Source organism: Paenibacillus sp. FSL H7-0942, from assembly GCF_045040715.1.
Lineage (GTDB): Bacteria > Bacillota > Bacilli > Paenibacillales > Paenibacillaceae > Paenibacillus > Paenibacillus amylolyticus.
Genome location: NZ_CP150279.1, coordinates 443,467 through 463,477, shown reverse-complemented (window position 1 = coordinate 463,477; position 20,011 = coordinate 443,467). Strand labels below are relative to the sequence as shown.

Sequence of the window (20,011 nt, the reverse complement as noted above, 5' to 3'; positions counted from 1 at the left end):
TTGTTACATGTATAAAGTTTTAAACACCTGTCCAAGGCAGGTGTTTTTCTAAGTAGCAGGCAACTGCAATACAGCTCTAAACCCTTCCCCACTGTCACTCGTCAGAATAAGCCTTCCCCGATGAGCCTTTGCAATCCTTGATACCATTGGAAGCCCCAAGCCATGTCCCTGGCGGGAGGGCCGTACACGTCCTGCGGCATAAGGGAGTACCACCACATCGTCCAGATACTCTTTTGGAATTCCTATCCCATCATCAGATACCACAAACTCACAACATAAATCCTCCGCTGAACGGCTCGTTTCCAGCACAATTGCACATCCATCCGGGTTATGCCTGATACTGTTATGTATCAGGTTCGTTACTGCACGATACAGTAATCGCTCATCCCCCATAACCTGAAGACTTTCGTCCTGAACATGAAGCGAGATCGGATAACGTTCATCCAGGCCATTGTTCAAAAAATCTGACACGACCTGTCTTGCCAGAACAGAGAGTCGAATCGACTTCAACTGCAAGGGCTGCATCTCATACTCCAGCATGGACACCAAATTCAGATCACTGACCAGTGACCGCAGACGTTCACCCTGGCGACGAATAATGGATGCCTGCTGTTTTTGCTCAGCTGGCAAATCCACTTGCTCTTCCAACTCGCTCGCGTAACCCAGAATCATGGACAATGGCGTCCGTATATCGTGAGAAATGCCTGCGATCCAGTTGGATCGAGCTTCATCTCTCGCTTTAAGAGCATCATCCTTATCCTGAAGCATGCGAGATGTTGAATTGATGCTTTGAGACAGATCATTAAATATACCCTTGGTCTCGACATGAACAGGCTCTTCCTTTGCCAGCGCATGAATGCCATTGATCAACGGTCGAATACTACGGATTACCCGTGTTCCAATTAATACGGATACCAGAAGAGCAAGAGCCACATTACACACCAATAATAGGATGATCCGAACAGGTAATGACTTAAGCCACTCTGCCAAAAAGTCGAACTGGTATTTTCCGTACGTATTCTTGGGGTAGCCTACGACCAATAATCCGTCGTTACGCTCCCACACATACACTGGGTATTCCATAAGATAATATCGGGAGAACTTCGCAACATCCGTCACGTTATAAGAGCGCGGGATTTCAGCCGGAAGCTGTTCGCTCCACTGTACCTTGCCCTGGGGATCAAGCAGCATAGCCCAAGCCTGATATGTATCCAGCAATTGCATTCCATCGCTGTCCAGCGCATATTCCCCCTGCTCTCCCTTGCTCAGGCCACTAGCCATCTGCTTCACAACCGCACCAGGGGAAGGCCCTTCATGAATTTCCTTGAAGATCAGCGAACCTAGCAGAATCAGATTGAATAGTAATAGCACCACAGATACCAGAATGGTTGATCCGACGAACCTTCTTAGAATTCGAACAACGCCATCCATTACCTAGACTCCTGAACCATCAATTTATAACCAAGTCCCCGTACCGTCAGCAGAAATATCGGTTTGGATGGATCTTCCTCAATCTTCTCCCGGATTCGCCGAACATGCACCATCAGGGTATTCTCATACCCATAACTCTCGTCTCCCCAGACGGCTTGACACAGAGCATCACTGGTTACAATTCGGCCCTGATTCTCATACAACTTGATCAGTATGGCATGCTCCTTAGCTGTCAATGGAAGCTCCCTGTCTGTCCTCTGTACAACAGCGCTCTCCAGATCAATGGTTTGTCCACCCAAACGAAATACAGGCAATCTCTCCACTGTGTTGGAAGCATATACCCGCTTCAGAATAGCCATAAGCCGGAGAATCAACTCTCTTGGCAGAAAGGGCTTGACCATATAATCATCTGCTCCAAGCCCCAGACCGAGCAGTCGATCCTCATCTTCACCACGTGCAGACAGGAACAGAACAGGCATGTCCGAGAATGACCGGATCGAAGAGAGCAGAGAGAACCCATCTCCATCCGGAAGCATCACATCCAGAATAGCTGCATCCGGCTTTTCAAGTCTGCATACCGCCAAGGCATTCACGAAGTTACCAGCCGTATAGATCCGAAAAAAACCTTCTTTCCGTAAAAAACGTTCAATCATTTCCCGTATTTCGGGCTCATCATCTACGATCAATATTTTCTTATTCTTCAATAATTCCATTGATATCACCCTTTTTATTATACATCATAAAGGCATTCATCCGATATTTTCCATTTCCATTTAAGGTAATTGTAAGGTTATCTTCAGCTACGAGCAAGAAGCCTGATCTATATTTAGAGCAACAGAGACATTAGTGAAATGGAGTTGAGATCAATGATAAACAGTTCCCCCATCGTGGAAACGCATAACCTGTCCAAATCTTATGGCGGTACTAACCGCGTACATCAGGTCAATCTGGCAGTTGAGACGGGACAGATTTTTGGCTTCCTGGGTCCGAACGGAGCAGGCAAAACAACCACATTAAAAATGCTGTTGGGTTTGATCAAACCTACCGAAGGCACTGTAAAGGTGTTTGGCAAAGATCTGAATAAACATCGCCCTTCCATTCTGAATCAGACAGGTTCACTGATCGAATCTCCATCTTATTACGGCCACTTGACTGGACTTGAGAATATGAAAGTCATGCAGCGACTACGGAACGTACCGAATAAAAATATTGATGAAGCTCTCAAAATTGTTCGACTTGAAAATCAAAAACATAAACAGGCCGATCAGTATTCGCTGGGGATGAAACAAAGACTCGGTATTGCCATGGCCCTGCTTGCCTTCCCAAGCCTGCTTATTCTGGATGAACCTACGAACGGACTTGATCCGTCCGGGATCGGTGAGATCAGGGAATTGATCAAGTCCCTTCCTGGTCAATACGGCATAACAGTCCTGCTATCCAGCCACCTGTTATCAGAGATCGAACAGATTGCTACCTCAGTCGGCATTATCAGTGATGGCAAACTTCTGTTTCAGGGAAGCATGCAGAGTCTTCAGGCCAATAACAAGGCTACCATACGTTTTCAGACGACGGATACGGCAAGAGCAGAGAAAATCCTTTTGACTCAAGGCTACATGCCTACAGTCCAGGGCAAACAACTGGTGTTCGACTACCTTCGTGACGAAGAAGTCTCGCAGATGAATAAAGTGCTGGTACAACACGATATTCCTGTGATTCGTATCGAGGAATACAAGAAAAGTTTGGAAGGTATATTCCTGGATCTGACCGGAAAGGAGCGGAGCCTGTAATGAAAGCTCTATCCCTAGAGTATTTTAAAATCCGCCGCAAAAAGATCTGGGTCATGTTATCTCTTTTTCTAGCCGCTGAGATGATCTGGGCCTCCATGTCCATGAGTATCTCCATCTCCCGAAGTGCAACCAATGCGAGCTGGGAAGCCTTGATCTTCAGCATCGCTTCCATGAACGGTCTGTTTCTGCCCATTATATCGGCTATCGTTGTATCCCGCATCTGTGATATGGAGCATAAGGGGAACACCTGGAAGATGCTAATGACGACCAACACCGGACGTAATCATGTCTACACAGCCAAATACATATGTGCGAACAGCCTGATCCTTTATGGTATCCTTGCGCAAGCTGTGTTCATTGTCGGTTTCGGTTTATCCAAAAATATTTCCGGTCCGCTGCCACTTTCCCTGCTTGTGCAGTTCGCTATTGGCACAATGCTAACTACACTCGCCATCACCGCTCTTCAGCAATGGTTGTCTCTTACAGTACGCAATCAGGCTTTTGCGTTATGTCTGGGTATGCTGGGCGGATTCATCGGAACAACATCGGGGTTGTTTCCAGCAGGTGTACGTCACCTTTTCATCTGGTCTTACTACATGGATCTGAATCCAGTCACTTATATTTACAGCGCATCTTCGGGTACCTATGTATCGGGTATGCTGCCTGTCGGTCTTTTCTTAGCCGCCTTGTTGATGGCTGCCATCTTCTATTTTGCAGGGAATATTCATGCTTCAAGACAAGAGATTTGAGGAGGGGAACACATGCTGAGGAGCATTTCCGCAGAATGGCTTAAACTTCGGCATTCCCGGATCAGCCTGGTACTGGCCATTCTGCCTATTATCAGTCTGCTTATCGGATGCTTTAACTTTTATTTCAATCAAGCGGCTTTACAAAACGGGTGGTACAGCCTGTGGACACAGGTCAGTTTGTTTTACGGAGAATTCTTCCTGCCCATCCTGATCGCTATCTGTTGTGCCTTTGTATGCCGCCTGGAACACAGCAATCGCAACTGGAATATGATTCTGGCTTCTCCAGTGTCAGTCACCAGCCTATTTGTTGCCAAGTTGGTCATTGTTGGCATATTGATCTTCTCGGCTCAAGCCTTCTTCATGCTCATGTACTGGGCAGCAGGCAAACTGTTCGTCATTCCGGGTCCGTTCCCGATGGAGACCGTCGTATGGAGCCTGCGAGGATGGTTTGCCGCTATCTCTATTGCTGCACTGCAACTAGGGTTGTCGATCCGGATAAGAAGCTTTGCGACGCCAATTGGCATCAGCCTTTGTGCAGTCTTTCTGGGACTAGGCATGTATGTGCTGAAAATCGGCATGTTATTCCCCTACTCCTTGTTAACTATAGGCATGGGCGTTCTGAGTCAAAAGGGACTGACATCCTCGGAGAATATCGTCTTTCTTTTCATGAACAGTCTCTTTATCCTTCTGTTTGCTACCTGGTCGATCCGCCGCCTGAAATATAAAGACATCGCATCGTCCTAAATTTACCGAGATTAAAGGAGGACAAGAACATGAAAAAAGCATTCACTATTCTCGCATTGGTACTCGTTATTCTGACTTGCCTGTGGCTCTTCTTCATGGACCCTGCTAAATTGACTCCCGATAACCCTGCCGGCAAAACAACCTACTATACCACTGTGAATCAGACTACAGTCAACAAGGATGACAATGGCAGATATGCTTATGAACTGATCGGCTATACAGACGAAGGAAAACCCAAAACACTTAGCTTCTCCACCAGTAAGCTACTCAAAAATGGGGCCTATCTGAAACTATATGTATCCACGCTGCGTGGTGTTACACACTGGGAAGAGGTCACAGCGGACGATCTGCCGGGGCAAGCCAAGCAGTTAACCTCTAAATAGAAAAAAGATGCGTATCTATATCTCCATTGATATTTGCATAACAAAAAGAGCCTTGCCCCATTACTTCAAGGGTGGCTCTTTTAGGTTATGCCAATGCCATCTGTAGCGCAGTCAGCGCAATCCCGATAACAAATCCGGTAACGGCTCCGTTGATCCGAATCCATTGCAGGTCCTGTCCAACCTTATCCTCAATCATCGAAACCAAAGTGGCATTGTCCATTTTGTCCACATTTTCGCGTACCAGTTTACCGATTTTAGAATGATTTTTCTCCAGCAGTGTTGTGACGCCATTTACGATCTTGGCATTCATGCCTGTCATCAACTCGTCATCTGCCCGCAGATCAACCAATACCCGCTCAATGGCAGGCAGTGCATACGTATCTACATACTGTCCATCTTCCATCGCGGCGAGTGCCTTGTCTCTCAGGTCGGTGAGTTTGTTCAGCACCGTTTCCTCTGCGTTCCAGCCCTCCAACATATTGTTCTTCCAGCTGTTGATTCCATCTTGCATAGCCTCACTCATTGCCAAACGCACCGTCTGGGTACGTACCATATCAAGCACCTTGTATCTTAGAGCGCTGCCTTCACGTTTCATATCCTCTACCCGATCGAAGAGATATCCTTGTAAAATGCCACCCAGACGCTCCTCGTTCATATAACCCAGGAACGCATTCATCGCAAACTGCATCAATCCGTTCATCTGAATGCCGCTGATGGCTTTCATGCCGCTTTCACCTAAAAACATGATCGTCTCGGGTTTAACCAGCCACTCCTCGGCTTGCTTCAGTCCATAGTCCAGCGCTTTGGCGTCGTAGCCCCGCTCTGTCATCTGGTGGGCAGCCCGTTCCAGAATTGGACCCAGATCAAAGGCGCCCGCTTGTGACTTGATCTCACGTGCCACGAGCGGAGCAATCTGCTCTAACGGCAGACCAGCCAGAATTCGTTTGCAGAGCGTATCAATCATGATCTTGATCCCGTCACTGTGAAGCTCACGTGTCAACGTATCTAGCACCGTCTCTGCTGCTTTGAAATCTGCAATTTTCTCGGTAATGCTGTCTTTGTTGAGCAAGTTATTTTCTACCGCGGAGACCAGACCTTCCGTCATTTTATCGCGATTTTTCGGCAGCAATGCTGTGTGTGGAATGGGAATGCCGAGCGGGTGCCGGAATAATGCGGTAACGGCGAACCAGTCCGCAAGTCCACCCACGAGTCCCGCTTCAAATGATCCTACCAGCAACTTGCCCACAGGAACGCCCTGGAACGGCAAGGATGCAGCAAATCCCGCTCCCATGACCACGAGAGACCAGGCTGCTGCTTTTTTGGTTTGTTTAGGTTTAGCCATTGTATTCTTGCTCCTTTATCGTTAATCGTACGGTCTGGTCTATACCCGATTCCGTACTTCGTCTGTTCTTATGTAAACTCTCCAATTACAAAGTCTTGGCTTCCATATTTCGTATACTTCATCTTATCACCCACAAGCGTCAAAACCAAACCTCTGGTTGAAGAAAAAGGATAATAGCGGCGTTTACTTCGTAAAATGGATCACTCCCTTTTCCAAGACCAGGAAGATTTTAGTATAATCATTCAAGACGGCCCTTCGATATCGATTGGCTGCTGAACAGCAGGGTAATTACATATTGGAACAATGAATCAATAAGAGGAGGAATTTCGGACCATGAAACACGTGCAGGACACAACCACGCTCTATAACGGAGTCAAAATGCCATGGCTGGGTTTTGGGGTATTCAAAGTTAAAGACGGAGACGAAGTCGTTCATGCTGTCAAAACAGCCATTCAAGCTGGTTATCGCAGCATCGACACAGCCAAAGCGTATAACAACGAAACAGGTGTCGCTCAGGGTATTCGTGAATCTGGAGTAGCTCGTGAGGATCTGTTCATTACCACTAAAGTTTGGAATAGTGATCAGGGATATGAATCCACGCTGGCTGCCTTCGAAGCAAGCATGGAACGACTCGAACTGGAGTACCTGGATCTCTATCTTATCCACTGGCCGGTTAAGGGCAAGTACAAAGACACATGGCGAGCGCTGGAGAAACTCCATAAAGAAGGACGCATCCGCGCGATCGGTGTGAGCAACTTCCAGATTCACCATCTGGAAGACTTGATGATCGATGCCACGATCAAACCAGCAGTTAATCAGGTGGAGCTTCACCCACTATTGATTCAGTCAGAGCTTCGTGAGTACTGCAACAAACATCAGATTCAGATCGAAGCCTGGTCTCCGCTCGGACAAGGTCATCTGATGGATCATCCGTTGCTGAAGGATATCGCCGCCAAATACAGCAAGTCCCCCGCACAAGTAATTCTGCGCTGGGATCTGCAGAACGGCATCGTGACCATACCGAAATCCGTTACACCTGAGCGTATTCACGCGAATGCTGATCTCTATGATTTTGAGTTAACTTCGGAAGAAATAGAGCAGATTAACAGTCTGAACGAGAATAAACGATTTGGTTCTGATCCAGACAACTTTAACTTCTAATATAAGCAGATGAATTCGATTACACCCGCCTTCGATCTTAGAAGAGCGGGTGTTTTGGTATGTGATGTTATAGGCAAACTATTCGTTGTTAAGAATGGAGGCGAGGCTCGTTATCCTATTCAGGGCCGAAAGAAAAAAAATTCTTGACCGTTTAGAACTATTTCTTCTCCTCACCAGTCTAACGAGTGTCAAACGAACTCAAGCACTTATATAGGATCCAGGCCTGGAACGAGCGGTGACTTGAATATTTAGGTTGATCAGGGGGGATCAGGAGTGATTAGACTGAACCATAAAAAGACAAAAGAAGAACAGTTCAGCGAAAAAATATCAGAGATTCAAAATAAATTATATCGACTGGCATACTGCTATGTTAAAAATGAACAAGAAGCGCTGGATATCGTATCCGAAGCGGTCTATAAAGGGTACATCGCTTATGGGAAGATGGAGTCCATGACGTATTTTGATTCTTGGATGTCACGAATTGTGATTAACACAGCGATAGATCATATTCGACGCAACCAGCGAGTGACCTATATGGAGGATCATGTGCAGGAGTTTGTAGCTCCAGAGCGAGGGGCGTCGCTAGAAGAAAAAATGGATCTATATGACGCACTGGATAGACTCGTGCCCGAAGATAGAGCCTATATTATATTAAAGTTCTTTGGTAATATGCGTTTCCGGGAGATCGCTGAAGTGCTCTCCCTGTCGGAGAATACCGTTAAGTCAAAATTCTATCGGATTATCAACAAATTAAAAATGGATTTAATTGAAGGAGAGGTTGGAGATCTATGACAGGTAAAGAACGTTACGAAAACATTGAAATTCCAGCTCAACTTACTGATGTTATTCGTCAAGCCCAGCAAAAGGCTGCCGCTCGCAAAAGCTCCTCCCGCATCATTCGCTACGCTTCCATTCTGGCAGCGTGTGCCGCTTTTCTGTTCATAGTCAACATCCCTTCCGTAGCAAACGCCATGTCCAAAATACCTGTGGTCGGCTCTATTGTTCAGGTGTTGCAATTTGGCGATGGAGGCAAAGTTACAGATGGTGTAACTGTGGGATCGGAAGCAACCGAAAATACGCTTAAAATCAATTTTAGTACCGACGAGCAAGATCAGACTAATGATGCACCCCATTATAATGTGGTACACAAAGAAGCACCGAATCGCATCCTCTTCACTTTTAGCGGTGCACGTTACATGGATATAGAGAAAGTCAAAGCCGACTTCATGACCCAGCCTTTAGTGAAAGATGTTTATGGTTCCATGATTTTAGACGACTCTTCCGTCGGATTCGTAGTTGTTTTAAAAGAAGGGGTACAGTATGCCGTAACGGAATTCAAGAACCCTGGATACCTGGAAGTGAAACTGACTTCCGACGGCAAACCGGTCACACCTCGGAAGGTATACTCTCTCCGCACAGAATCAATGCCTTTTGGAGAATCGATGGGTATAATTAAAGAATCCTATCCGGATGAGGACATCTCTTTCCTCAAAACGTCCACTGGTGAGTTTACAGCAGTTATTGGAGAATATCTTACCGCTGAAGAAGCTGAACAGAAGCTCAAAGAACTCGCTCAGCAACCGGATTATCATGAGGAGTTTTATGTGGACAGCTGGATGAGTAACGAGAATCCGAAGTGATTAGTCATTGCCAAAAGTGATGCTTATTCAAAAGGGAATGATCTATCCCTGAACTAGGCATAGACCTCAGCATACTTTATACGCTCGATCCAAAAAAATCCCGATTCGGATGCACTGAGCATCTCGGATCGGGATTTTCACATATTAAAACCTATTCGCTTTTGGATACCAGCTTGAAATCATCAAAGTGGAAACCTGGCGCTACTACGCAAGTTACCAGTACAGGCTCATCGCCCAGCGGACGCGCTGTCTGCCATACGCCGGCAGGAACGAGCACCTGTGGTGATTGCCCCGCAGCAATATCCATCCCCAGAACAAGAACTTCCTCGTTCTCCGGGTTCTCCCCATTGCCACCCAGCTTCAGTTCAACTGGACTGCCGCTGTGCCACAGCCAAAGTTCATCGGACAGAACCGTATGCCACTCGGAGATTTCATGTGCGTGTAGCAGGAAATACGTGGAACTTGCCGAGAATCGTGGACCGGAGTATGTATCCGGCAGAACGGACTGTGGAATCTGATAAGACGCCTTCCATTCTTCCTTATACCAACCGCCTTCAACGTGAGGTTGCATATTGAGCGCAGCAACCAATGGCGATAATTCATGTGTCGTCATAACCTGTTTCCTTCCTTCCAAATCATATTGAAGGCACTCCTTAACCAGAGTTTCGCCTCTCTCCCCCTACTCTAAAACATCATTCAAGTTTTGTCACCTTGACAGCACATAAGTACCATGCCAAATTCATTCTCTCGGTATTTAACGATAGGATTAAAGAAATATTTCATTTCCAATGATAGCGTTTACAAAAAGATGGATGTTCCGTTATGATATGGATATCGTTGTTAATCCGTGAAGCAGAGGGGAGCTGTACCATGAGTCTCATAGAGGACCGGATTGGACCCAAATACCGAATCGGTGAACATTCATTTACCATTGAACATATGCGCAGACATGATGGGAATGGTATGCCACAACCTCACGCTCATCCATTCTACGAACTGTATTACTTACTTGAAGGTGAACGAGTGTATTCCATGAATGGTCAGATTCTGTCCGCCCGCAAGGGTGATTTTATTCTGATTAATCCACACGATGTACATACCACCTCCAAAGGAAGTATTCCCGGCTTCGAACGGATATTAATCGGTTTTTCTCCTGCTTTTGCAACGGGGATGGAACTTGGCATATGTGGTCTGCTGCCTTTTAATTGTTCAAGACTCCTTCGCCTGCCTGAAGCGGAACAGCCCGAGATGGAGCGTATATTGTGGCAGATGCTGCAAGAATGCAAAGAGCGACGCCCTCACTATGAGATCGCCGTAAGAAGTCTGCTTGCCCAACTTTTGATCCGTATCCATCGGGTAGAGGAGGACATCCGGCAGTCATGCCCCGGTCCCTTGCATCCGATGCAGGACAAAATCAGTGAAATTGTCACTTATGTGAATAAAAACTATACCGAACCACTTACATTGGAGGGTGCAGCCAATCGTTTTTATATCAGTCCATCCTATCTGAGCCGAATGTTCAGCCGGTTTACCGGGTTTCGATTTAGCGAATATTTGCGGGTTGTTCGTGTCCGGGAAGCACAACGAAGATTACTGTCCACACAAGAGCGTGTCCAGATGATCGCTGAGAAGGTAGGATTTGAACATACGGCTCATTTTAACAAAACATTCAAACAGGTTACCGGTACAACACCGCTGCGCTATCGTAAGGAACACCGGTAGATCTTCAGATAACTTCATATAAAAACCGAGTGGGTAGCCTTGCTCCAGAGATTACGTACCCCTTATATCAAAAGGCATCACGATTACTGGATCTATAGGCTGCACCACTACGGCTGAATTGGACCAACTTGTATAAACCTTATTACATAGCTTTTACCTGCGAATGATCACACCACTTCGTACCTCGGGACCCACAGATATCTGACGACCGTCTGTGTCAGCATCGCCTTCACGACATACAATGCCTGCGGACTCGTGTCCGGTCACCATCAGAAGTCGGCCATCTGCACCTTTGCCCTGAATGCTCTCTAATTCTGCCCCTTTGCACTGGTGCAAATGAACCAGCGGACCTTCAGTGATCTGCGCCTGCAATTCAGCGATATGCAGATGTTTTGCATGAGCACATTGGATACCACTGCGAGCTTGCACGTTGTAACGCTGGATGATCACCCCATCCAAAGGCTGTTCCGGCAATCCACTCACAAGCAACGCAGTGTCGGCACCGGCACAGACCACATCCGATATTCGAATATCTCGGAACACTGGCGTCTCTTCGCTAATCTCCTGAGATAGATCACTGCCCCGGGCAGACCCTTCCTGATTTGCATAGAAAAAGGAAAACGAGATCGCTTCCATAATGATATCTTTCATATATATGCGCTCAATCTGAATGTCCTCAACCACTCCGCCGCGCCCACGTGCGCTTTTGAAGCGAAGTCCAATGTCCGTTCCGATAAACGTACAATCCGACACACGCACATGCCGCACACCACCGGACATTTCACTGCCAATTACAAACCCGCCATGACCGTGATACACCGTGCAATCCCGAATGGTGATGAACTCCGATGGAAGACCCAGTTCACGGCCTTCGGCATCCTTGCCTGATTTCAGACAGATCGCATCATCACCGACATCGAATACACTATTCTCCACCACCACATGACGGCAGGATTCAACGTCCAGCCCATCTCCATTCTGAGAAAACCACGGATTCCGCACTCTCACGTTACGAATGGTGACATGCTCAGATGCCCAGGGGTGCAGATTCCATGCAGGCGAGTTCTGAAACGTTGGACCGTCCAGCAGTACCCGTTTGCATCTCCGTAAACTGACCATGTTGGGACGTAAAAAGTCTCTGACTTCTTCATAGGCAGCGACATCACGTACCTGCTCCTGATGCAATCGATTCGCGATGGTGCCGCCCTCAAGTGCAGCTGTGGTAGGCCACCAGATATCTTCATCTCCACCGGATTGCTCTACAACACCACCAGAAGCGACCAATTGGTTCCATTGTGAAGTGGTCATTTTAGAGCGTTTTACTGGACGCCATGCCTCCCCGCCCCCATCCCATATCCCCTCACCAGTAATCGCAATATCCTCCAGTTGATCACCATCGATCGGGGATTGGCAACGTACCACCTGCCAGCCTTCGAAGCTTGATGCAATTAATGGGTATTGATCAAAATCTCGGCTAAATGTAACCAGTGCCCCTGCTTCCACATGTAGTTCGATACGGCTGCGCATTACAATCGGGCCTGTGAGCCATACCCCGGCCGGAATTACGATTCTCCCACCTCCTGCTTCAGCACATGAAGCGATGGCAAGTCGGAACATCTCCGTATTATCTGTTACGCCGTCTCCAACAGCTCCATAATCTGTAAGCTGAAAATCCTGAGCAGGAATGACGGGCAAATTAGCTTCATAAGCTCGAACATCGGACTGGGCACTTGCTCCTGTCGACATTGGGGAGTGATATGTATTCATCGTGCAGAATCATCCTCTCTACATGTAATGGAATTGTTATGGGATCAATACATCGCTTTTACTCTCCTTACTTACGTTCAAACGGACGCTCTCTCGCTCCATCATATCAATGGCATGACGTGTAGGGTTGAGCTTTCTTGCCATGTACACGTGGAACTTGATGCTATTTGTTTTGTTAATCAGAGTCATAAATCAAACATCACTTTCAGTATACTCTATACAACTATTCCAAAGGTTGGAAAGCAACTAGGAGAATAGATTCATTTTTCTGTCAGGATTCGTCACAAGGAGTTTAATAACATGACAGATATATAACATATTTTCTGGCTATAGCCCTAGGGAACCCATTACTTATGTCATGTTTTATCACAAACCAATTGCCATAAGCAGGATGACTATGTATGATTAAATAACTAGTTTCAATTTATTCCTTATTATTCCTTTTACACACAGACGTTGCAGAAAGGATGGGGTGTACTCTTGATTGAATTTAGGGGTGTCCAGAAACATTTCGGTCATTTTCATGTCCTCAAGGATATCCATCTTCACATTGAAGAAGGAGAGGTTGTCGTCATTATCGGACCTTCCGGCTCCGGCAAAAGCACGTTACTCCGCTGTATTAACCGCCTGGAGACCATTACCGAAGGTGAACTTGTCGTCAGTGGGATTCCTCTACATCAGAAAAAGGTGGACATTAACCTCTTCCGCCGTGACATCGGCATGGTATTTCAACACTTCAATCTTTATCCTCACAAAAAAGTCATCGATAACATTACCCTTGCACCCATGAAGGTGCGCAAACAACCCAAAGAACAGGCAGCCGCAACAGCAATGAAGTATCTGACCCGGGTGGGCATTGCCGACAAAGCAGACAGTTATCCCTCCCAGTTGTCCGGTGGACAGCAACAACGGGTAGCCATCGCCAGAGGACTTGCCATGGAGCCCAAAATCATGCTTTTTGACGAACCTACCTCTGCTCTTGATCCCGAGATGATCGGGGAAGTCCTCGATGTTATGCGTTCCCTTGCCCATAATGGCATGACCATGGTCGTCGTTACCCATGAGATGGGATTCGCCCGCGAAGTTGCGGACCGGGTCATCTTCATGGACGAAGGCCGAATTGTTGAAGAGGCCAACGCTGCAGAATTTTTTGACAACCCCAGAGAAGAACGAGCACAGCAATTCCTGAGCCGTCTGATTCATCATTGAGAATAATCCACTATTCCATTTTGAAAGGGGTCTTTTATTCATGAAGAAATTATTGAAATGGCCATCATTTATGCTTGTCCTCATTCTCTCCCTTGTATTGTCAGGTTGTAGTACAGGTACAGATACACCTTCAGCGAGCGGTGGTGGTGACGCCGAGGCGAAAGGCACGATTGAGCGGATTAAGGAACGTGGCAAGCTCATCGCCGGTGTGAAATACGATACGAAGCTGTTTGGCTTGAAAGATCCTGCAAGTGGCAACGTTGAAGGATTCGATATTGATATCGCCAAAGCACTCGCCAAACAGATCCTTGGAGATGAGACCAAGGTCGAACTGAAAGAGGTCACTTCCAAGACGCGTATTCCCATGCTGCAAAATGGAGACATCGACATCATCATCGCCACGATGACAATTACGGATGAGCGTAAGGAACAAGTAGATTTCAGTGATGTTTATTTCGAGGCAGGCCAATCCCTGCTGGTGAAAAACGACAGTGCGATTACCGGCCTGGAAAGCCTCAGCGGGGTAAAAGTACTCGCGGTGAAAGGCTCCACATCCGCTCAGAATATTCGCGAGAAAGCCCCGGATGCTGAGGTGCTTGAATTCGATAACTATCAGGATGCATTCACTGCTCTCAAAGCAGGTAAAGGCGAAGCGCTGACCACAGATAACATCATCCTCATCGGTATGCAACAGACGGATAACAGCTTCCAATTGGTTGGTGGCAATTTCACAAGCGAACCTTATGGTATGGCCATTCGCAAAGGTGACACTGCCTTCGTGGAGGAAGTCAACGCGCTGCTCAAAAGCATGAAAGACAGTGGGGAATATGACACTTTACATGAGAAATGGCTGGGCGCGAAGCCCGAGTAACCCGAATTAAGATAGGTAAGCGGCGAATTCGTCTGCTGGATGCGAAGCATGAGCAGACGTAATCGCCGTTTCTACATCTGGAGAACGGAGGCTTCGCCTATATGGGCACATTGGATTTCAGCGTACTAATGCGACACTCGGATCGTTTTCTGGAAGGATTCCTGAATACGATTCAAGTGAGCATTATGGCTCTCATTGGCAGCTTTGTCCTTGGCGCGATCCTGGCTATCTTTCGGATATCCCCTGTGAAACCGCTGAACTGGATCGGCACGGCTTTTGTGGAATTTATCCGAAACATCCCATTGTTACTGGTTGTGTTTTTCTTCTATCTTGGACTGCCTGCACTAGGCATCTCGCTGGATGGATTTGTCTCCGGTACTCTGGGTTTGACCATCTACACCGCCGCTTTCATTGCCGAAGCAATCCGAGCGGGCATTCAGACCGTGCCGCGTGGACAACTGGAAGCAGCAAGGTCTTCAGGTTTGTCCTATGTACAGGCCATGAACCTGATCATTCTGCCCCAGGCCATCAAGATTGTACTGCCGTCCATCGGCAACCAGTTTATCAACCTGGTCAAAAACTCATCCATTCTTGCCGTTGTCGCCGGTATGGATCTTATGTATTTTGCCGACCTGGTTAACTCGGATACGTTCCAGCCGCTAAGTGTGTACACCATTGTTGCGCTGTTCTATCTGGTGCTGACGCTACCACTCAGCTTCCTGGTGCATTATATGGAGCGCAGGTTTGGACAGAGTGATGCAGAAGCGCGCAGTACCAAAGGCAAACCGAAGAAAAACAAACCGGCAGGTCAGGTTACCATGTAATAGATTGACTTGTACCTGCGCAGATTTTTAGGGAAATATATCGGCTTGTCCATGCCCCATCTATTGATCTTCGATATTTCATTCCTGCATACAGAAGGAGGCTAATAAAATATGGACTTTAGCGGGGCCTATGCGTGGCCCAACCTTCGTTTCCTGCTTCAAGGATTCCTGATTACCCTGCAGGTAGCAGGGCTATCCATTATATTCAGCTTTGTGCTCGGCACTGTGCTGGGTACGATCCGGTTTACCCGTATCCCTGTTCTGTCACAGATCGTGGCAGTGATCGTGGACACGATCCGAAATCTGCCGCTGCTGCTCATCATTTTCTTCATCCACATGGTGCTTCCACAGCTCGGGATTAAAATGTCCGTCTTCTGGTCCACAGTTGTTGGACTGAGTCTGTTTGAAGGCGCGATGATCGCCGAGATCGTCCGTAGCGGTCTGAAGTCTGTTGAGCGCGGTCAGGTGGAAGCTGCCCGCTCCTCGGGCTTGAGTTACATGCAGACTCTCGGTGGCATCATCATGCCACAGGCGCTACGCCGCATGTCCCCGCCGATGGTAAGCCAATTCATCTCACTCCTGAAGGATACTTCACTGGCGATCATCATCTCTCTGCCGGAGCTGATGCACAACGTGCAGATCCTTGGCGGTCAAAGTTTCGATTACATTATCCCGGCCCTGCTGCTCGCAGCCGTATTGTATTTTGTCATCAACTACGCGCTGTCCATTGTCGCAAGGCGACTTGAGGCACGGATGAATTGATAATCGGAGAGAATAAGGCATGAAGGAAAAAACCTAATAGATGAAAAGAATGAGAACGCCCCAAAAACTCTAAATTCACCTATGCTATGCAGTGGATTTGGAGTCTTTGGGGCTACAATTATGCTCATCAATTCACGAGCTTCCTACCAATTTCTAACGAACTGAGGGAAGCTTATTTAGCTATTTTGGGGATAGTTTCTAATCTAACGAATCGTAGACGCTCTATTCTTTCGATTCATCCCGCTTTTACCCCCTATTTAAGCGTTTGGAGTAAAATAGCTTCACTGAGATTCGTTACATTTTTCATTTCAGCTTATAGCCCGGAATTAGACGTCTCAGGTTCGTTAAAATTTACACCACCGCGAATTAAATAAACACCCACTCCCACTATTAATGATTCACCCGATTCACCCAATTCGTCCACAATCAGCTCATTCGCTAGATCGCCGCTCCGTTGTGACGTAATTCCGCCTGTAACAGCTCGATTGGCAGATCAACCGGGTCCAGCTTCATCTTCACTGTGAGTGCAGCAGCTGTTCCTGCGGCCTCCCCGGTAGCCATACAGCTTGGAGTCAACCTTGTCGTTGCATGCGCCTCATGTGTGGTGGAGATGCAGCGTCCTGCCGCCAGCAGATTGCGGATATTGCGAGAGATCAGACAGCGATACGGAATATCGTACGCCCCATCCCCCTCTATAAAGGCAGCCACAACACCTTGACCCGAAGGGTCATGAATATCAATCGGATAACCACTTCTGGCAATCACATCGTCAAATTTCCGTCCTGCAACTACATCCGCTTGTGTCAATGCATACTGCCCAATGATCCGTCTCGATTCACGAATACCAATCTGCGGCGCTACTGCCGAGATCGAAGCCCGTTCGAATCCAGGCACATCACGCTGCAAAAACTCAGCGATCATCAGCACCTGTTTCCGGCCTTCCTGCTCCGCAGAGGTCAGATCCTCGGCATCCGTCGCATCGAGCCCCTGCACCCGGGTACAATTAATCAGCACTTCATCCTCTGCCGGTCCGGTAAAAAACAACACCTGGTCGCGATTAATCGGCACATCTGCTTTTTTCCACTGGGAATAGAAACCACTCACCCCGGTTAACGGAATGCTGTCCAGTTCAGCAAAGGGAGTTTTCACATAGAAGTCCTCCGGGTGCTCCAGCATGTATTGTTTCACTCGTCCAAGATCGACACCACGCATGCGGAATTTCATGGTCATTGGCTGTGACTGATGGTCGCCGTCTCGTCCTTTTGCCACAGAAGCACCCGCAAGATAAGCCAGATCCGCATCACCGCTTGCATCCACAAATACATTCGCCTGGAACTCCTTTCTTCCAGATTTGTTGGTCACTCGCACCGCTTCCACCCGATCCTCTACAACGACCACCTCGTCCACAAAGCTGTGCAATAACAGCCGGACACCAGCCTCCTGCAACATCTCTGCTGCAACCACCTGAAAGATGGCTGGATGGTACGGCGTGACAGTATGCACAAATCCAACCGTATCGCGCAGATGCCCCGGGGAGCCGCCACATACCTGCAAACGATCCACAATCTCCTGCGCAATACCTTTAATAACCTGCTCACCGCGCTCCGTATGGAAAGTCATCCAGGGATAAACCATAGCGGCAGTTGACATCCCGCCAACGAATCCATATCGCTCCACCAGCACTGTTCGTATACCCTGTCGTCCAGCCGCAATGGCTGCCGCTATACCCGCAGGGCCCCCTCCCACAATAACGACATCTGCTTCTTCCTTTTTCATGCTCATCCGTTCACGCAAATGTTGTCCCTCCTTCCGTTCTATTGCACGTATTACACGGCTTATTCTTTCAGTCCCGTCATGGCAACCCCCTCAATAAAGCGCCGCTGTGCCAGGAAAAAAACAATTAACAGCGGCAAGGTTGCCATGACGGTGGCGCTCATCAGATATTGCCAGGCTGTACCCACTTCATCTGTAAACAGGGATAATCCAAGCGGAAGCGTCATTAGATCACTCGAGTTAATGAAGATCAACGGATCAAAAAACTCATTCCAGATCGTCACAAACGTGAAGATCGTCAGCGTAGCCATACCCGGCTTGGCAATGGGCAGCATAATTCGCGCATATATCCGGAATCGGTTGCAGCCGTCCATCATCGCCGCTTCCTCCAGCTCCGTTGGCACCGTAATGAAGAACTGCCGCATCACAAAGATGCCAAACACACCACCCGCGCCAAAGATCGGCAATAATATCAGCGGAAGGTGGGTATCAATCCACCCCAGCTGCCGCATGAACAGAAACATCGGAATCGCCGTCACCTCATGGGGAATCATCATCGCACTCAGCAGGATGAGAAATACCACATTACGTCCTTTAAACGGAATTTTGGCGAATGCGTAACCGGCGAGGGAAGCAAAAAATACTGTTCCTAGCACAACCAACGCAGAAATGTAGATACTGTTCCAATAAAAACGGTGAAACGGAATCAATCGAAAGACATCGATATAGTTCTGAAATCGGAAAGTATCCGGTATCCACTGCGGTGGATAGGTGAATATGCTCTGGGGTTCCTTGAATGATGTCGATATCATCCAAATAAATGGCACAATCATAATGAGGGAAATCAGAGTCAGCAACAAGTACGTCCCCAGAGTACTTCCTATCTTCCGCCCCGAAGGACTAGGCATCGCCTTCATTGAATACCCACCTCTTTCGGAGCTGCCATTGCAGCAGCGTCAGAATTAGCACGATAAAGAACAGTACATATGCGAGAGCAGAAGCATAACCAAACTGAAATAATTTGAATGCTTTTTCCCAGATATAATAAACCAATACCTTGGTGCTGTTGCTCGGCCCGCCCTGTGTCATCACATAGATCTGCCCGAATACTTTGAGTGAACCAATCACGGTCATGACTACGGTCAAAAACACGGTTGGCGTGATCATGGGCAGCGTGACGTGAAAGAAGGTTCCCCTTTTGCCCGCCCCGTCTAATGTTGCTGCTTCGTATAGTGAACGCGGTACCTGCTGTATCGCTGCAATGAACAGCACCATATTCAGACCGACATTTTTCAGCACACTTGTCACGATAATCGCTGGCATTGCCAGATCCTGATTGTAAAGCCAGGCCGGACCTTTGATGCCCAGCATCAACAGAAGCTGATTAATCAATCCAGACTCTGTCGCATACATCAGCTTCCACACGATGGCCCATACGATCAACGAGGTCATGACCGGAACAAAGATCGCTGTTCGGAAAATTCCGATACCCCGCAGATTTCTGGATAGCAGCAACGCGAGCAGTAGGGCGAGCACAATATTAAGCGGCACCAGCCCCGCTGTGAAATAAACCGTATTGGCGAGCACTTTCCAGAACATCGCGTCTGTCATGATATTCCGGTAATTATCCAATCCAATAAAATGATGATCCCCCAGCAGCGGCCAATCGGTTAGACTCATGTATAACGCGAGACCCATGGGAAATAACAGCAGCAGGGTAAACCCAAGCACCATCGGCGATACAAACAGCCAACCTGCGATCTGGGCCTCTCTGGCGAGCGGCCCCCCTCTTTTGCGCTTGCGTGAATGGGTCAATCAGGCCTCCCCCTTTTAATCAAATTTCCTC

20 protein-coding genes are annotated in these 20,011 nt (G+C 47.7%); 12 read left to right on the top strand and 8 right to left on the bottom strand.

Going from position 1 to position 20,011, the window contains the following annotated elements:
* Positions 1–48: 48 nt before the first annotated feature.
* Both MHI48_RS02195 and MHI48_RS02190 read right to left on the bottom strand, forming a co-directional pair.
* Complete coding sequence (locus MHI48_RS02195) at positions 49–1,431, bottom strand: sensor histidine kinase KdpD (protein ID WP_076329727.1); 1,383 nt, start codon at positions 1,429–1,431, stop codon at positions 49–51.
* Positions 1,431–2,144, bottom strand: a complete 714-nt coding sequence (locus tag MHI48_RS02190; protein ID WP_036616668.1) for a response regulator transcription factor — start codon at positions 2,142–2,144, stop codon at positions 1,431–1,433. The genes MHI48_RS02195 and MHI48_RS02190 overlap by 1 nt, the downstream gene beginning before the upstream one ends.
* 153 nt (positions 2,145–2,297) lie before the next feature.
* Between MHI48_RS02190 and MHI48_RS02185 the strand changes: the two genes are divergently transcribed.
* The 4 genes from MHI48_RS02185 to MHI48_RS02170 are packed head-to-tail and all read left to right on the top strand — an operon-like array spanning position 2,298 to position 5,094.
* Positions 2,298–3,218 (top strand): ABC transporter ATP-binding protein, encoded by a 921-nt coding sequence (locus MHI48_RS02185; RefSeq protein WP_370511453.1) that lies wholly within the window; start codon positions 2,298–2,300, stop codon positions 3,216–3,218.
* Positions 3,218–3,967 carry an ABC transporter permease gene (locus MHI48_RS02180; protein WP_036673138.1) on the top strand — a complete coding sequence of 250 codons (750 nt, stop codon included), beginning with the start codon at positions 3,218–3,220 and terminating at the stop codon, positions 3,965–3,967. Before MHI48_RS02185 ends, MHI48_RS02180 begins: the two co-directional genes overlap by 1 nt.
* Before the next feature lie 12 nt (positions 3,968–3,979).
* Positions 3,980–4,711, top strand: a complete 732-nt coding sequence (locus tag MHI48_RS02175; RefSeq protein ID WP_036616664.1) for an ABC transporter permease — start codon at positions 3,980–3,982, stop codon at positions 4,709–4,711.
* A gap of 29 nt (positions 4,712–4,740) precedes the next feature.
* Complete coding sequence (locus tag MHI48_RS02170; protein WP_076329726.1) at positions 4,741–5,094, top strand: YxeA family protein; 354 nt, start codon at positions 4,741–4,743, stop codon at positions 5,092–5,094.
* Between the two features lie 85 nt (positions 5,095–5,179).
* On the opposite strand, the gene MHI48_RS02165 is transcribed toward MHI48_RS02170, so the two are convergent.
* Positions 5,180–6,436, bottom strand: coding sequence for a DUF445 domain-containing protein (locus MHI48_RS02165; RefSeq protein ID WP_076253896.1), 1,257 nt, complete (start codon positions 6,434–6,436; stop codon positions 5,180–5,182).
* A gap of 333 nt (positions 6,437–6,769) precedes the next feature.
* Between MHI48_RS02165 and MHI48_RS02160 the strand changes: the two genes are divergently transcribed.
* The 3 genes from MHI48_RS02160 to MHI48_RS02150 all read left to right on the top strand — a co-directional run bounded on the left by MHI48_RS02160 (position 6,770) and on the right by MHI48_RS02150 (position 9,237).
* The gene (locus MHI48_RS02160; RefSeq protein WP_036616658.1) at positions 6,770–7,597 is read left to right on the top strand and encodes an aldo/keto reductase; all 828 of its coding nucleotides are present in this window, start codon (positions 6,770–6,772) and stop codon (positions 7,595–7,597) included.
* A 273-nt stretch (positions 7,598–7,870) separates the two neighbouring features.
* Positions 7,871–8,389 carry a sigma-70 family RNA polymerase sigma factor gene (locus tag MHI48_RS02155; protein WP_076329725.1) on the top strand — a complete coding sequence of 173 codons (519 nt, stop codon included), beginning with the start codon at positions 7,871–7,873 and terminating at the stop codon, positions 8,387–8,389.
* A complete protein-coding gene (locus MHI48_RS02150; RefSeq protein WP_076329724.1) occupies positions 8,386–9,237 on the top strand; it encodes a DUF4179 domain-containing protein in 852 nt (283 codons plus the stop codon). Before MHI48_RS02155 ends, MHI48_RS02150 begins: the two co-directional genes overlap by 4 nt.
* Positions 9,238–9,388: 151 nt before the next feature.
* Here the strand turns inward: MHI48_RS02150 and MHI48_RS02145 are convergent, their stop codons facing one another.
* Entirely contained in the window at positions 9,389–9,850 is a 462-nt protein-coding gene (locus MHI48_RS02145; RefSeq protein ID WP_017691032.1) for a cupin domain-containing protein, read from the bottom strand.
* A 257-nt stretch (positions 9,851–10,107) separates the two neighbouring features.
* Here MHI48_RS02145 and MHI48_RS02140 point away from each other — a divergent pair, with 257 nt between their 5' ends.
* Positions 10,108–10,959, top strand: a complete 852-nt coding sequence (locus MHI48_RS02140) for an AraC family transcriptional regulator (protein WP_036616653.1) — start codon at positions 10,108–10,110, stop codon at positions 10,957–10,959.
* A 153-nt stretch (positions 10,960–11,112) separates the two neighbouring features.
* Here the strand turns inward: MHI48_RS02140 and MHI48_RS02135 are convergent, their stop codons facing one another.
* Entirely contained in the window at positions 11,113–12,726 is a 1,614-nt protein-coding gene (locus MHI48_RS02135) for a glycoside hydrolase family 28 protein (protein ID WP_083677588.1), read from the bottom strand.
* Positions 12,727–13,206: 480 nt separating this feature from the next.
* On the opposite strand from MHI48_RS02135, the gene MHI48_RS02130 reads away from it, so the two are divergent.
* The 4 genes from MHI48_RS02130 to MHI48_RS02115 all read left to right on the top strand — a co-directional run bounded on the left by MHI48_RS02130 (position 13,207) and on the right by MHI48_RS02115 (position 16,392).
* On the top strand, positions 13,207–13,935 hold the full coding sequence (locus MHI48_RS02130) for an amino acid ABC transporter ATP-binding protein (RefSeq protein ID WP_051449904.1): 729 nt from the start codon (positions 13,207–13,209) through the stop codon (positions 13,933–13,935).
* Between the two features lie 40 nt (positions 13,936–13,975).
* Positions 13,976–14,806 (top strand): transporter substrate-binding domain-containing protein, encoded by an 831-nt coding sequence (locus tag MHI48_RS02125; protein ID WP_036673119.1) that lies wholly within the window; start codon positions 13,976–13,978, stop codon positions 14,804–14,806.
* Positions 14,807–14,907: 101 nt separating this feature from the next.
* Positions 14,908–15,630, top strand: coding sequence for an amino acid ABC transporter permease (locus MHI48_RS02120; RefSeq protein WP_076329722.1), 723 nt, complete (start codon positions 14,908–14,910; stop codon positions 15,628–15,630).
* Positions 15,631–15,741: 111 nt separating this feature from the next.
* Positions 15,742–16,392 (top strand): amino acid ABC transporter permease, encoded by a 651-nt coding sequence (locus MHI48_RS02115; RefSeq protein ID WP_017691038.1) that lies wholly within the window; start codon positions 15,742–15,744, stop codon positions 16,390–16,392.
* 438 nt (positions 16,393–16,830) lie between these two features.
* Here the strand turns inward: MHI48_RS02115 and MHI48_RS02110 are convergent, their stop codons facing one another.
* Genes MHI48_RS02110 through MHI48_RS02100 form a run of 3 tightly spaced genes read right to left on the bottom strand, consistent with a single transcriptional unit; the run spans position 16,831 to position 19,980 of the window.
* Positions 16,831–18,168: an FAD-dependent oxidoreductase gene (locus tag MHI48_RS02110; protein ID WP_143781517.1), complete on the bottom strand. Its 1,338-nt coding sequence runs from the start codon at positions 18,166–18,168 to the stop codon at positions 16,831–16,833.
* A gap of 59 nt (positions 18,169–18,227) precedes the next feature.
* Positions 18,228–19,082, bottom strand: a complete 855-nt coding sequence (locus tag MHI48_RS02105) for a carbohydrate ABC transporter permease (RefSeq protein WP_405142855.1) — start codon at positions 19,080–19,082, stop codon at positions 18,228–18,230.
* Positions 19,066–19,980 carry a carbohydrate ABC transporter permease gene (locus MHI48_RS02100; protein WP_076329720.1) on the bottom strand — a complete coding sequence of 305 codons (915 nt, stop codon included), beginning with the start codon at positions 19,978–19,980 and terminating at the stop codon, positions 19,066–19,068. The genes MHI48_RS02105 and MHI48_RS02100 overlap by 17 nt, the downstream gene beginning before the upstream one ends.
* Positions 19,981–20,011 lie beyond the last annotated feature (31 nt).